This window comes from Psychrobacter sp. JCM 18903 (assembly GCF_000586475.1).
Taxonomy (GTDB): domain Bacteria; phylum Pseudomonadota; class Gammaproteobacteria; order Pseudomonadales; family Moraxellaceae; genus Psychrobacter.
Map to the genome: position 1 here is coordinate 64,057 of NZ_BAWJ01000008.1, position 14,228 is coordinate 78,284.

Annotated in this window: 11 protein-coding genes and 2 pseudogenes; 10 read left to right on the plus strand and 3 right to left on the minus strand. The window is 42.2% G+C overall.

Annotated features, from left to right (window positions below):
* The first annotated feature begins 354 nt into the window (after positions 1–354).
* A pseudogene (locus tag TT12_RS16960) lies at positions 355–917 on the plus strand (bile acid:sodium symporter family protein).
* An 11-nt stretch (positions 918–928) separates the two neighbouring features.
* The gene (locus TT12_RS16965; RefSeq protein ID WP_243443472.1) at positions 929–1,201 is read left to right on the plus strand and encodes a hypothetical protein; all 273 of its coding nucleotides are present in this window, start codon (positions 929–931) and stop codon (positions 1,199–1,201) included.
* 95 nt (positions 1,202–1,296) lie between these two features.
* Here TT12_RS16965 and TT12_RS07205 read toward each other — a convergent pair whose 3' ends face one another.
* The gene (locus TT12_RS07205) at positions 1,297–2,400 is read right to left on the minus strand and encodes a formate/nitrite transporter family protein (RefSeq protein WP_045453462.1); all 1,104 of its coding nucleotides are present in this window, start codon (positions 2,398–2,400) and stop codon (positions 1,297–1,299) included.
* 317 nt (positions 2,401–2,717) lie between these two features.
* On the opposite strand from TT12_RS07205, the pseudogene TT12_RS07210 reads away from it, so the two are divergent.
* From TT12_RS07210 to TT12_RS07230, 7 genes and pseudogenes are all read left to right on the plus strand, one after another.
* A pseudogene (locus TT12_RS07210) lies at positions 2,718–5,649 on the plus strand (valine--tRNA ligase).
* A gap of 346 nt (positions 5,650–5,995) precedes the next feature.
* Entirely contained in the window at positions 5,996–7,972 is a 1,977-nt protein-coding gene (locus TT12_RS07215) for an ATP-binding protein (protein ID WP_045453465.1), read from the plus strand.
* 120 nt (positions 7,973–8,092) lie between these two features.
* Positions 8,093–8,779, plus strand: a complete 687-nt coding sequence (locus TT12_RS16970) for a TerD family protein (protein WP_243443473.1) — start codon at positions 8,093–8,095, stop codon at positions 8,777–8,779.
* Complete coding sequence (locus TT12_RS18350; RefSeq protein WP_279378839.1) at positions 8,767–8,958, plus strand: VWA domain-containing protein; 192 nt, start codon at positions 8,767–8,769, stop codon at positions 8,956–8,958. Before TT12_RS16970 ends, TT12_RS18350 begins: the two co-directional genes overlap by 13 nt.
* A 17-nt stretch (positions 8,959–8,975) precedes the next feature.
* Positions 8,976–9,386: a VWA domain-containing protein gene (locus TT12_RS16975; protein WP_279378841.1), complete on the plus strand. Its 411-nt coding sequence runs from the start codon at positions 8,976–8,978 to the stop codon at positions 9,384–9,386.
* Positions 9,387–9,853: 467 nt separating this feature from the next.
* Positions 9,854–10,276: a YbaN family protein gene (locus TT12_RS07225; protein ID WP_045453467.1), complete on the plus strand. Its 423-nt coding sequence runs from the start codon at positions 9,854–9,856 to the stop codon at positions 10,274–10,276.
* Positions 10,277–10,520: 244 nt separating this feature from the next.
* The gene (locus TT12_RS07230) at positions 10,521–10,730 is read left to right on the plus strand and encodes a cold-shock protein (RefSeq protein ID WP_045453470.1); all 210 of its coding nucleotides are present in this window, start codon (positions 10,521–10,523) and stop codon (positions 10,728–10,730) included.
* Positions 10,731–10,985: 255 nt separating this feature from the next.
* Here TT12_RS07230 and TT12_RS07235 read toward each other — a convergent pair whose 3' ends face one another.
* Positions 10,986–12,071 (minus strand): YeiH family protein, encoded by a 1,086-nt coding sequence (locus TT12_RS07235; protein ID WP_045453471.1) that lies wholly within the window; start codon positions 12,069–12,071, stop codon positions 10,986–10,988.
* 233 nt (positions 12,072–12,304) lie between these two features.
* Between TT12_RS07235 and TT12_RS07240 the strand changes: the two genes are divergently transcribed.
* Positions 12,305–13,240 (plus strand): LysR substrate-binding domain-containing protein, encoded by a 936-nt coding sequence (locus TT12_RS07240; RefSeq protein ID WP_045453473.1) that lies wholly within the window; start codon positions 12,305–12,307, stop codon positions 13,238–13,240.
* Positions 13,241–13,375: 135 nt separating this feature from the next.
* Here the strand turns inward: TT12_RS07240 and TT12_RS07245 are convergent, their stop codons facing one another.
* The gene (locus tag TT12_RS07245) at positions 13,376–13,837 is read right to left on the minus strand and encodes a universal stress protein (protein ID WP_045453475.1); all 462 of its coding nucleotides are present in this window, start codon (positions 13,835–13,837) and stop codon (positions 13,376–13,378) included.
* Between the last annotated feature and the right edge of the window lie 391 nt (positions 13,838–14,228).

Here is a 14,228-nt window from a genome sequence, read left to right on the forward strand (position 1 = left end):
TTTCTATACTTTTATATGGCGGATATCCTACGTTTGGATACTGACTGGTGAGTAGTTGAATAAAATAGATAAGGCAGACTTTACCCCTATATACTTGCTTTTACCCTGTCTTATTTTTTGCTGTTTTTTAATTGATTGTCGGTGTTTAACGGCTATTGATTATGAGGACACGCCTTAGCAAGGATTGCTAATCAGGCGTCATTTAATCAGCATACTCGGTCTATAAAATTCATCTATAAAATGAATCTATAAACAGCTCTTATCTACAAGGATGTAGTTATGGAAGGTCTTGCCATAGTCACGTTAGTCAATTCAGTTATCATTCCTATTTGTCTGTTTTTAATCATGATGGGCATGGGTCTGACCCTCGTCACCAACGATTTTAAACGGGTTTTAAAATACCCAAAAGCAGTCGGCATAGGCTTGACCAATCAGTTGATACTGTTACCTATCATTGGCTTTGCCTTAGCCAATATCATGCCATTACGCCAGAGTATGCCGTCGGGGTTATGCTCCTCGTATTGTGTCCGGGTGGCACTACCTCAAACTTATTTACCTATTTAGCCAAAGGCGATGTGGCGCTGTCGGTGACGATGACCGCGATTGCGAGCGTGATTACCGTCTTTACCATTCCCATTGTGCTGAGCTTTTCATTGATTTATTTTATGGGCAGCGGTAGTGAGTTTGAGTTACCAGTAGTAAAAACGATGCTGACTTTGGTGGTGCTGACGATAGTGCCTATTAGTGTCGGTATGCTGATTAAACGCTATGCACCAACCGTTGCCGATCGCTCACAAGTCTATGTGTCTCGATTTGGGGTGATATTTTTAACGTTTTTAGTGCTATTTTTGGGCTATGTGCAACGCGATATCATTGTCGACGCTTTATCGCTACGGGTCCCGTATCGGTATTATTAAACCTTTCAACCATGGCGCTCGGTTATTATAGTAGTAAATGGTTCGGTCTCAACTGGGCGCAAAGAACCTCGGTGACGCTAGAAGTCGGTTTGCAGAATAGCACCTTGTCGATATTTATGGCATTGACGTTATTATCTAACTACGACATGTCGATGATGCCAGCCATTTATACCTTGGTGATGTTCTTAAGCGCGGGGATTTTGGTGCGTATATTTAGCGCTCAACACGATAAGCTGAGAAAATCTGAAATAGAAAATAGTGTGTTGGCAGCGCGTATGCTGTAGATGCTGAAAACCCATAACAGGTTTAAATATTGAACCTTGTTATGGGTAATAGGTGAATTATCTATTTATAGCGTTTAGCATTTAGCATTAACCAATCAAAGTCGGCGGGTATTTACACTGCTTCTAGCTTCCGCTTGTTCGCTGGCTGTTTGTTCTTTCACTTTTTCGATTTGAAATAAGAAGGTACGGTTTTTGAGTACTGCCACAAACACCACGCCGCCGACGGTATTGCCCAGCAATATCACTACTAAAAACAGTAAATAACGCCCCAAGCTGACGGTATTGCCGTATAGCAAGGCAGAAAAAATCTCAATGTTGCCCACGATACTGTGATGCAATCCTAAAAAACCAATACTGCCAGTAATAAGCGTTACCAAAACGATGCGGCTAAGGGTGTCGCGTGCTGAGGTCACAAGCCAAGCGGTGACGCCCATCATCCAGCCTGCCAAGATGGCACTACCAAATATGACCCACCACCTAAACCCTAAAATGTGTTCGGCATAAGTGTCGATGTCGCTCACGCTAAACAGCTGCATATTTAAACCCAAACCTATCATCAATGCGGCAAACAAACAGCCGCCAACGATGTTGCCAGCAATGACAATGCCCCAAAGGCGTATCAATTTATGCAACGGTTCAATCTTGTTAAGCACAGGTAGGCTTAATAGTGAGGTTTGTTCGGTGAATAATAGCGACTGACCAATGACGACGATGATAAAGCCAATTGGGTAAAGTAGGGAGGCTAGCACGATTGCGTATTGGCTTGGTAGTACGCTACTCAACAGCGCAAAAGCTGATAAAATCATAAAGAAGCTAATGCCAATCTCAAGCCCAGCGGTAAAAGCACTGGTAAATAGCGAGCCAAGTGAGCGCTCAAAGGTTTCTTTGGCATCCATCACTTGCTCAACCAAGATACTGGCATAGCTTTTTGCTTGACTCAAGTTATCATCATTGGCGACTTTTTTGATGGTTTCTTTATCTGCTTCGCTCATATCTTCAGAGAAATCTTCGTCTTCTAAACTTTCTGTCGCCTCGGTATCATCTGGAATCGCAGTCTTGCTAACGTCTTTATCTTCAGTAACAGATGGTTGATAAACGCTATCATCAATCAAGAGCTTATCGTCTCTATCATTAGCGTCAGATTCATCAGCTTGAGAGTGGCTGCTATGGTTATAGGTGTGCTCGGTATCTTTGGACACGGTCGGCTCGCTGTTTATAAGATCATGATTTTAGGATAAAGACGCCATTTATATGCTAGTGATGTTATAGAATATAACTCATAGCATGACCCATATTTTATAACATCACTAGCACTTATTTTGTTGGAGTCTCATTCGATTGGGGACGTTTATGGGCTTTTGCGTTTATTAATGGGGCAATGCCACTCTGCAAGTCTGATAAATTGCCTTAGCATCTAACAAAATCTGCCTATCTGCGTTAAAATCACTCTATTCATGATTTTCCTAATTTTTATATTCGCTTTAATCACATTCAATCAATAAAAGATAATGCCATTATGAGTAACCACAACCTCACTACATCTATTCAAGCGGCGCTTAGCCAGTTAGAGAATGCGTACAATCCTGCAGAAGTCGAAGCAGGTATGTACCAAGGCTGGGAAGAAAGCGGCTATTTTAAGCCGACCTTTGACAAAGACGAGTCATTTTCTATCGCACTACCACCGCCGAACGTCACTGGCTCCCTACATATGGGTCATGGTTTTAACAATGCAATCATGGATGCGCTCACACGTTACCACCGCATGGATGGTGACAATACGCTGTGGCAACCGGGTACGGATCATGCCGGTATCGCGACCCAAATGGTCGTTGAGCGTCGTTTGGAGGCGCAAGGTATTAAGCGCCGTGACATGACGCGTGAAGATTTCGTCGATAAAGTGTGGGAGTGGAAGGAAGAGTCGGGCGGCAATATCACTAGCCAGATTCGCCGTTTGGGCAGCTCGGTTGATTGGTCGCGTGAGCGCTTTACCATGGATGATGGTCTGTCTAACGCGGTAAAAGAAGTGTTCGTACGCCTGTTCGATGATGGTTTGATATATCGTGGTAAGCGTTTGGTCAACTGGGATCCAAAGTTCCAAACCGCGCTGTCTGATTTAGAAGTCGAAAACCATGATGAAAAAGGCAGCTTGTGGCATTTCCGCTATCATTTCACGGATAAAGACCTAACGACTCAAGATGGTAAAAACTATCTGGTGGTAGCCACTACACGTCCTGAGACTTTGCTTGGTGATACTGCTGTTGCGGTCAATCCTAGCGATGAGCGTTATGCACATTTAGTTGGCAAAACCATTACTCTGCCAATCACTGGTCGCGTCGTGCCTATCGTCGCTGATGATTATGTCGAAAAAGACTTCGGTACGGGCTGCGTAAAAATTACTCCAGCGCATGATTTCAACGATTATGAGTTGGGTCGTCGTCATAGCTTGCCATTGATTAACATCCTCGATGAGCGCGCCAATATTTTGCCAGCGATGGAAGTTTATCCTGACTTGCAAACGCGTGAGCCAGAATTAGAGACCACGCCGAGCGAGTACGCAGGACTTGAGCGTTTTGCCGCTCGTAAGTTTCTCGTGGCGCAAGCAGGCGAGCAAGGCTGGCTAGAAGACATCGAAGACTATGCACTTAAAGCTCCGCGTGCTGAGCGTGGTGGCACGATCGTTGAGCCGTGGTTAACCGATCAGTGGTATGTCGCTGTTAAAGAGCTTGCCAAGCCTGCGATTGACGCAGTAGAAGACGGCAGCATCGAGTTTGTCCCTGCACAGTACAAAAACATGTATATGTCGTGGATGACGGATCTGCAAGATTGGTGTATCAGCCGTCAGTTATGGTGGGGACATCGCATCTGCATGGTATGACGATGCGACGGGTGAAGTTTATGTTGCCCGTGACGAAGCGGAAGTGCGTAGTAAATACAGTCTCGGCGATGATGTGATCTTGCGCCAAGATGATGACGTGCTCGATACGTGGTTCAGTTCTGGTCTATGGACGTTCAGTACGCTTGACTGGGCAGACGTCAACGCCGATCCACGCATGATGGACACCTTCCACCCAACCAGCGTGTTGGTGACAGGTTTTGACATTATCTTCTTTTGGGTCGCGCGGATGATTATGCTGACCATGCACTTTGTCAAAAATGATGATGGCAGCCCGCAAGTACCGTTCAAGACCGTCTATGTCCATGGCCTCGTGCGTGATGGCAATGGTCAGAAGATGTCGAAGTCGAAAGGTAACGTCTTAGATCCTATCGATTTGATCGATGGTATCGACCTTGAAGCGCTGGTAGAAAAACGCACCAGCAATATGATGAATCCAAAAGACGCCGCCAAAATCGAAAAGCAAACGCGTAAAGAGTTCCCAGAAGGTATCCCAGCGTTTGGTACGGATGCGCTGCGCTTTACCTTCACCTCCTTAGCCAGTACCGGTCGCGATATCAATTTCGATCTCAAACGCGTCGAGGGCTATCGCAACTTCTGTAATAAAATCTGGAACGCTAGCCGTTTTGTGCTGATGAACTGCGTCGATAAAGACAGCAACGCGCTACCTATCGACCAAGCGCCCAATCCTGAGGTGTGGGAATTACCCGAAAAGTGGATTATGAGTCGCCTAAACTCGAGCATCAAAGACATTCATCAGCACTTTACCCAGTATCGCCTCGATATGGTCAGCCAAGATATCTATGAGTTTATCTGGAATGAATACTGTGATTGGTACGTTGAGCTTGCCAAAGCCAGTCTCAATGATGACTCGGTGACGGATGAGCGCAAAGCACAAATCCGCTATGTCCTCTTGCATGTGCTTGAGACATCAATGCGCTTTACCCATCCGATTATGCCGTATCTGACTGAGCAAATTTGGCAAACCATCGCGCCATTACTAGGCCGAAAAAACACCGAAAGCATCGTCATCGCGGACTATCCACAAACCGATAGCGCCCAAATCAGTGAGCAAATCGAAGCGGATATGGCATGGCTCCAAGAGCTGATCGCCAGCGTACGTAATATACGCGGTGAGATGAAACTGGGTAATGCGGTACGTCTGCCTGTGCTACTACAAAATATCTCAGATGAAGAAGATGCGCGCCTATCCCGTATCGCCAATCAGTTTAAAGCGCTCGCAAAAGTAGAGAGCTTAACCATTCTAAAAGAAGGCGATGACGTGCCTCTATCATCATCAAGTATGGTTGGACAGCTGCGTGTACTCGTACCGATGAAAGGACTCATTGATCCAACGGCTGAGCTGGCACGCTTAGGTAAGTCATATGATAAGTTGAAAGGTCAAGCCGAAGGTATTGCTCGTAAGCTCGGTAATGAAGGCTTCGTCAGTAAAGCACCTGCGGAAGTAGTCGATGCTGAAAAGGCTAAATTGGCTGAGTTAGAAGGGCAGTTGACCGCGATGACGGCGCAGATGGAGCAGTTGAAAGCGTTGTAAATAAAGCGTAAATATCTATAGTAATAAAGAACGCTGTCACAATTGTGATGGCGTTCTTTTACTTGGTTACTGGTTGGTTCTCTAATCAACTTTTGATTCTAAGAAATAACTGAATATTTGTGTGCTATTATCTATATCCTATTGAGATTAGCTCGAATATATCTTTACAAGTTGCAAAAACTATCGTCAGTAGAGCCCTGTAGAAGTGGTCGATGCTGAGAAAGCGAAACTGGCTAAGTTAGAAGGGCAGCTCACGGCGATGATGGAGCAGTTGAAAGCGTTGTAGTTTTTTATGGTCGATTGAGTTGTACGATGGTAGCTTGATTCAATAAAAGAGGATTTAAATATGCAAAATGAAGATATAGAGCTTTCCGTTCAAGTTACTTCTGACTCAATTAAGAAAAAATTTAAAACATTAGAGCCAATCAAAGCCATTTTTGAATTAATCTGGAATGGTTTAGATGCGTGTGCTGATAGAGTTGTTATAAACATTGAACGCAATGAATTAGATGGACTTGTATCCATTACTGTTAGTGATAATGGTAATGGAATCAATTTTGATCAAGGAGAAGAATGTGGCTTTTTGAAATTTGATGATTCAAACAAAAAGGCTGACATAAATACACATGGTAAAGATGGAATAGGTCGTTTCTCATTCCATAAATTAAGTAATAATGCAGAATGGTATACGAAGAATAATGGTAATAGTTATAAAGCAACTATCCATGAGTCTAATTTACACAAGATCATACTTAAATCTACTAAAGATACTGAGTATCCATTTTTGATGAAAGAGAAGTCGGGTACTACAGTTCAATTAACAGGGTTTAATGCTTCAAATGGCTCTCTACCCAGTGATGAGAAGATTTTAAATTTACTTTCATGCGAGTTTGGATGGTTTCTAGCTTACCATCAAACTGCTAAGATACTATTTGATGGAGTTAGAGTTCACGTTCCTAAAAACGACGTAAAACACGAAAGTGCTGAGCTTGAAGGTTATGAATTTAATATCTCTGTATTTCGCTGGCATGACAAGCCAACTTCAGAGAAATCATACATATACTTTACTGATAAAAATAATAAAGTTGTTTATAAAGATCTCAGTAGATTCAATAAAAAGCTAGGATTTTATACATCAGCAGTTATAAGCTCAAAATTTAATAGTAAATTTGACAATGATCTATATGAAATGGACGGTTCACGAAAAGTAATAAGTGCCGTTTCAAAAGCTGTTTATGATATGCAAACTGATCTATATAACAGTTTTCTAAGAGCACGAGCTGAATTTCTAATAGAGAATTATGAAGATAAGGGTTTTTTTGACCATATTTATAGTAATGGTAATGATCTTCAAAAATGGAATTTAGAAAATACAAAAAGAGTAGTTAAAGAGCTCTATATTGCAGATCCTAGAATTTTTAATAATTTAAGTGAGAAGCCTGCTAAAATTTTAGTACGTTTATTGGATAGAATTCTGGTATCAAATGAAAACGGTGCTTTGTTTGAAGTGCTCGAAGGCGTATTGGATTTGGACTCTGAACATGTAGAACGATTAGCAGATTTAATTCAAAATACCAAACTAGAAAATATAATTAGTACAGTTGAAATTATTTCTAGGAGATTACAAGTTATAAAAATGCTTCGAAGCATCATGGTAAATGACTATAAAAACGTATTAGAAACTCCTGATTTACAACAAGTGATTGAGTCAAATAGCTGGTTGTTTGGAGAGCAATACTCGATTTTAGGTGCAGAAGAAGATGATTTTAATAGGACTGCAAAAAATCTAAGAGACTCAATTAGAGGTATCAAAGAAATAACTGTTGAAGACGTTGAAGACGTGACAGTTGAAGGTTCGAAACGTCAAGTAGACTTGTTTTTAGCAAGTAAACGAATGATTTTTGATGAAAACAATAACAAGATATTTAAATGCGTTATCATTGAGATTAAACGTCCTAGTATTTCATTAAGTAAAAAACATTTAAGGCAACTAGAAGATTATGCAGAGATTATTCAAAAAAGCTCAGCGTTTGGTATAAGTGAAAATTTAAGATTTGATTTGATTTTAGTTGGTAGAAAAGTCTCTAATCAAGATACTTCGATTCAAGGTAGCTTGGAAGGTATGAAGCCTTATCATGAAAAAGGTTTAGTGGGACTATCCGATAACAGACGAATTAAAAGTTATGTTAAGGATTGGCTATCATTACTAGACGAACATGAACTTTCAGCAAACTACATTTTAGAAAGACTAAAACCTAAGTTACCTGATTACTCACTAACAAAAAGTAAAGATCTGATTGAAGTTTTACAAGAGCCAGCTTAACTTAGAAGATATCTCTCTCTCTCGTTATATTTAGATAATTGAGAAACGAAAGCTTTATCCATTCTGAAATGCTAAAATTTAGTTATGATTGGTAACTAAACTTCTTTAAAAGGAATTTTAATGCTTTCTCTCACCGTCGGACAACGCTTATCCTTAAGCAATCTAGAAATTGATGATACTACAGTGATCACAGTCAAATTCACTCGTCAAAGTCCGATAGAGATGGATATCAGCTGTTTTGCATTAGATGTAACAGGCAGACTGATCAATGATGATTATATGGTGTTTTATAATCAGCCAACCTCACCTTGCGGGCAAATCAAGCTCACTCATTACGAGTCGCAGCCAACGGCAAATAAAGGCATCCAAGCCGAGTTTGAGGTCAACTTATCCAAACTGGCTAATAATATAGACAGCTTGTTTTTTGTGTTATCAGCCGACACCCCGCTGAATCAAGTTCAATCATTAGAGATTGGCATTTGGCAGCAGTCGCAAAAAGTGCAGACAGAATATCAAGCGGCAGACTTTGCCCAGCAGCAAGCCAGTATGCTCATGCAGCTTTATCGTAAAAGTGGCGTTTGGCGAATATCTAACGTCGCGCAAGGCTTTAATGGTGGACTTGCCGCCATCGTGCAGCATTTCGGTGGTGACGTAGAAGAGGGCAGCTCGACAGCAGCAGATGTAACTGCAACGCCAGTTCAAGCAAAACCGTCGTTAGAAAAGGTCATGCTAGACAAAGCGCCAAAACTCGTCAATCTGCCAAAAAGGCCACGATATCGCTTGAGAAGCGCCAGTTGCAGCAATTAACGGCAAAAGTGGCACTGGTGTTAGACGCCTCAGGCTCAATGAATAGACAGTACAAAAAAGGCCGCGTGCAAGAAGTGGTCAACCGCATATTGCCACTGGCAGTGAGCTTCGATGATGACCAAGCGCTAGACTGTTGGGCGTTTGCCCGAGATCCGCAGTATTTGGGTGAGATTGGCTGAGTAACTATGAAGGCTTCATTGACAACGCTCACGGCGGCTGGCGCAAATGGGAACTTGGCCCACGTGTGAATAACGAAGCAGAAGTCATGAAAGCGGTGACGGAGTTTTATCAAAAAGACGGCTTGGATGTGCCTATCTACGTGCTATTTATCAGTGATGGCGGGGTGAATGACAATCGCGGTATCACCAGAGTCATGACGGAAGCGGCGAAACTGCCGATATTTTGGCAGTTCGTGGGTTTGGGCGGTCGTGGTTATGGCATTCTAAAAAAACTAGACGACATGGAAGGACGCGTGATTGATAATTGCGACTTTTTTGAACTTGATGATTTGGATGATATCAGCGAAGAAGCTCTTTACGAGAGCATGTTAGAGGAATTCCCAAGCTGGTTAAAAGAAGCACGCGAGATAGGATTGATAGCGAAATAACTAAATTAGGATAGTATCTTCAACGATAAAACCGTTTATAGTCTAGCTATGAGCGGTTTTTTATTACTCAAAATTCAGTCAAAGGTGGTGAGCTCACTTACCCAACCACTAACCAAACATACCTACTGATAGCAAAAACCTCGTAAAAATAGCCTTGTACCATTTGGAGTGATATTGCATGCTTAGCTACCTATATAGGTAGGCAGTTCTATAAATGATTATCTGGTTTAACAATCTAGCTGTCTAACCTTCATTAAATATTAGGGCGTATCCTCAATTCAATCGATAGTCATCTAAATGGGTTAAAAATGGCTAAATCTTGCCAAACGGCGTTAAATAGCTGACTAATATCTCGATATTATCTGCGCTATTTTCCTTGTTCGACTGCAATTTATCTCATTTTTATCACCATTTTTAAAATGAGGACACGCCCTAGCCCTTCCATATCATTCAATGACAGTATTTTTATGAGCCAAAACAAAAAAGCCTTTTATTATCGACCCAAAACCAATCAGCATAACAGCCCAACGGTGCGTTGGACGTTTGTCATACTGGGCTGGCTATTTTTTGTATTAGGGATTATCGGCGTGTTACTGCCGGTCATGCCGACCGCGCCTTTTATATTACTAGCGGCAGGTTGCTGGGCACGTAGTTCGCGGCGCTTTCATTTCTGGTTGATTAATCATAAATACTTTGGGAAATTTGTCCGCGACTGGGAAAATAATCATGCGGTGCCACTCTATGCTAAGTGGTTAGCGACAATAATGATGACTATTTCAACATCGATGTTATTTTTTAATATTCCCACCGATATGATATGGATGGCATGGCTGGTAGCCGTGGTCTGTACTGGGGTAGCGGTCTATTTGTTCCGTTTGCCAAATGCCTAAAATACATTGATTTTCAGGTCAAAAATCGTAATAAACGGGCTTTAGTTACATGAAAGCTAAGATAAGACTTGCGAAATCAGGATGTTCCCCCTATAATACGTCCAAGCTTAAGAGCAGTTCTGCACCAAATCATTACCTCGTAGTATTAGTTATAATCCTTCGTTTTAATATTTATCGTTCAGTAGCTATTTGCAAGCGTTATCGGTCACTAGGCCATTAATAAATTTAAAAGTAGGATTATATTATGTCAGACGTTCAAAAAGGTACAGTTAAGTGGTTCAACGAAGCTAAAGGCTTTGGTTTTATCGCTCCAGAAACTGGCGCAGACGTTTTTGCTCATTACAGCGAAATCACTGGTTCAGGCTTCAAAACTTTAGCTGAAGGCCAAGAAGTTGAGTTCACTGTAACTCAAGGTCAAAAAGGCCCACAAGCCCATAACATCGTTGCTATCTAATTTGTCTTTATAGACACTTAGAGCAAGATGAAAAAAAAGCGAACCTTCGGGTTCGTTTTTTCGTCTACGATTTAAGATAAGCTATTTGCAATTAAAAGCTTAATATCTATAACGTAACGTGCGCTTTATGTTGAGTAGCTTTTAAATCAGACGATAAACCAAGAAAGCCGATGACTAGCATAGTCATCGGCTTTTTTAATCTATATAACTCATGGCAAGAATGATAACGAACGGTAAGGATGTTGGTAGCTTACTTTAGCCAAGCAAGCTTATACCAATATTAATCAATCCACCGCCAACGATCAGCCAAGCAAACATAATCGCCCCCAAGATAAGGGGTTTAACGCCAGCTTGTTTAATAGCGCCCAAATGCGTGGTTAGACCAAGCGCAAACATCGCCATGGTAAGCAGCACATCGTCTAGCATCACCATACTACGCTCAAAGCTTGCGCTCATCGGCACCCAAGTGTGCAGTAAAACGATGGTAATAAATATAAAGGCAAACCAAGGCACTTTGACTTGTTGGACGCGATTCATAAACGATGGTTTTTTGCCATTGTCGCTGCTACCTTTGGTTAAGGCAAACGATAAAATAAGTAAAAAAGGCGCAAGCATCATGACCCGTATCATCTTGGTGACAACCGCTGTGTCACCCACTTCAGGACTGACTGCGTTACCAGCGACGACGACTTGCGCCACTTCATGAATGGTGGAACCCGTATAAATCCCGTACTGCTGAGCATTTAGCCAAGGTTGCAACCAACCAAGATGGTATAAAAACGGATAGAGCAGCATCGCAACCGTACCAAAGACCACCACTGTCGCCACGGCAATAGTGACTTTGTGGGCTTCCGCTTTGACCACAGGCTCGGCGGCAATCACTGCGGCGGCACCGCAAATACTCGCGCCTGACCCAATCAATAGCGTCGTTTGTTTATCGACTTTTAACCATCGGGTACCTATCCAATAGGTGAGTAAAAAGGTCGATGTCAATACCAACGCATCGCTCATCACCGCAGACAGTCCGACACTTGATACTTGCGTTAGGGTCAGCTTAAAGCCATAAAACATGATGGCGAGGCGCAATATTTGACCTTTGGCAAATGTCACGCCGACACTTAAGCGCTCAGCAAGGTTAGGATAGACTGTATTGCCCAATACCATACCAATGAGAATGGCTAAAGTGAGAGAAGACAAGCCAACGATACGCCCATTTGTCCATGTGTTGACACTAGTATTGAGCCACAAACAAAATAAGCTGCCAATCAGCACGACGATGAGCCCTGCTAGATGGCGGCTGCGCGGGAGATAGTTATTTACTGATTGGGTCAAGGCGTACATGACTGACTGTCCTATTATGTAGTATCTATAATCGAAATAAGCATAAGCTTATGAATAGACATTATAAGACAGACTAATCTATAATAAAAACAGATTAATTAGATAAAACCTATCGATTTTTTGGGTCAATGAAAGTCTTTGGGTTAAAAATATGGGTTTTTAGATAATAAAGGGTTTTTAAAATAACAGGTGGTTTTTAGGTTGTATCAATAAGATAGGGTATCAGAGAAAGTATGAAAAAAGCCATGCAGGTATTACCAAAGATTACCCTCAAGCAATTATCGGTGTTTGTCAGTATTTATCAAACGGGTAGTACCAGCCGTGCCAGTGAAGCGCTGCATTTATCGCAGTCGGCGGTCAGTAGTGCGCTGACAGAATTAGAAGCAAGGCTGCAGATGCCATTGTTTGAGCGCGTCGGGCGTAGGCTCAATCAGCACCCCAACGCCCATCCTATTTACATACAGGCACAAGCTATCCTAGGGCAGGCCTTAACTCTAGAGCATTATCATAAGCATCAAGCAGGGCAGATTCATATCGGTGCCAGTACCACGATCGGCAATTATGTGCTGCCGCCGCTGCTTGCCAAGCTATATGCGACGCTGCCCGATGCCCATATCGATATGTATATCGCCAATACTCAAGAAGTGGTCAGCGAAGTTGAGCAATTAAATATTGATATTGCGCTCGTAGAGGGTATGCCACGCCCCACAGATATGAAGGTGATTGAGCAGCGTGCGTGGCGGACAGATACCTTGATGATCTTTACCAAGCGCGATAGCAAATGGTTGACAGACATGGCAGCGTATAATGATGCGGATAATTGCTACGAGCTTAGCATTGCACAACTGGCAAAGCTGCCGCTATTGGTACGAGAGGCAGGGTCAGGTACACGGCAAATTATCGACGAGCAGCTGCTCAAGCATTTGCCTGATGCAGAAATTGTGATGGCGATTCAGCAGTCGGAAGCTATTAAGCATATGGTGAGTGCAGATATTGGTCTTGGCTGTTTATCACAGCATGTCATTCAGGCAGAGCTGACAGCAGGAGCGCTGGTACAGGTGAAAGTCGCGGGCATCGATTTGTCACGAACTTGGTGGCTAGTGTGGCATAAAGCCCGCCATCAAAGCCCCATTTGGCAGACGTTTATTGATATTTTGACAGAAGATTAATTTTAGTGATAAATATAGAGGTATTGGTAAGAATGTTTACTATTTCAATGAATAATAAAAAAGCGCAAAGTTATACAATGCGCTATTTTTGGTAGTTTTAACTAATTTGGAAACGACGTTAAGTCTTTTTTTAAACTACTTATTCACAGGCTTATCCAGTCTTACGACCAAGCTGTCGCATGGGACGTTAGGCAAGATATTGTCTGCCGTCGCACCACTGAGCCAAGCGGCGATACCATGGCGTTCATGACGACCGATGACCAACAAATCAACGTCATGCTTGTGGCAATAGTTGACGATGCCTTCACTGTTAGAGATGGCAGTGGTCACTTCAGAATTAACCGCATGTAGATCATTACGCTCCAAAAACTGTGCCAGTTTGGCACGCGCTTCTTGACAGCGTTCATCGTCAATTTCGTCATATAAGCTGGAGGCTGGCACCAATTCATAGCCAAAGCCAACCATGGTATCTTTGACAATATGTAATACCGATAACTTAGCGTTAGGACGATTCTCGACGATACGTTTGGCCTTTTGGGCGACCACATCAGCATCGGACATTAAGTCGGTGACCAATAAAATATGTTCGTAACTCATGAGCGGCTCCTTGTGACAGATAATTTTAACTATAGCACTACTGATGGCTGCTGTTAAGTAAGCTTTGAGTTCGCTTTGTGAAAATCCGACATTCTGCCATATTGGTCATCTTTATTACTACAGTATCTTGACTTATGAAGGTGCGAACCCCATCTAATTCCGTTAGGCAAATTCTTTTTAATTTATACTGGCGCATTGCTGTCCTTTAAAATGATGCACGGGTACATGCCATTAAATTTGAATATTACTCATAGGTTAATCACAATAATACGCACAATATTTTTATATAAATATCATATAAAAAACACCCTACGATAAGTATTACATACACTATTTATCTATTGTTTACTCCGATTTTATTTTATCGCCACTGGCTATATTTAGTCATTAA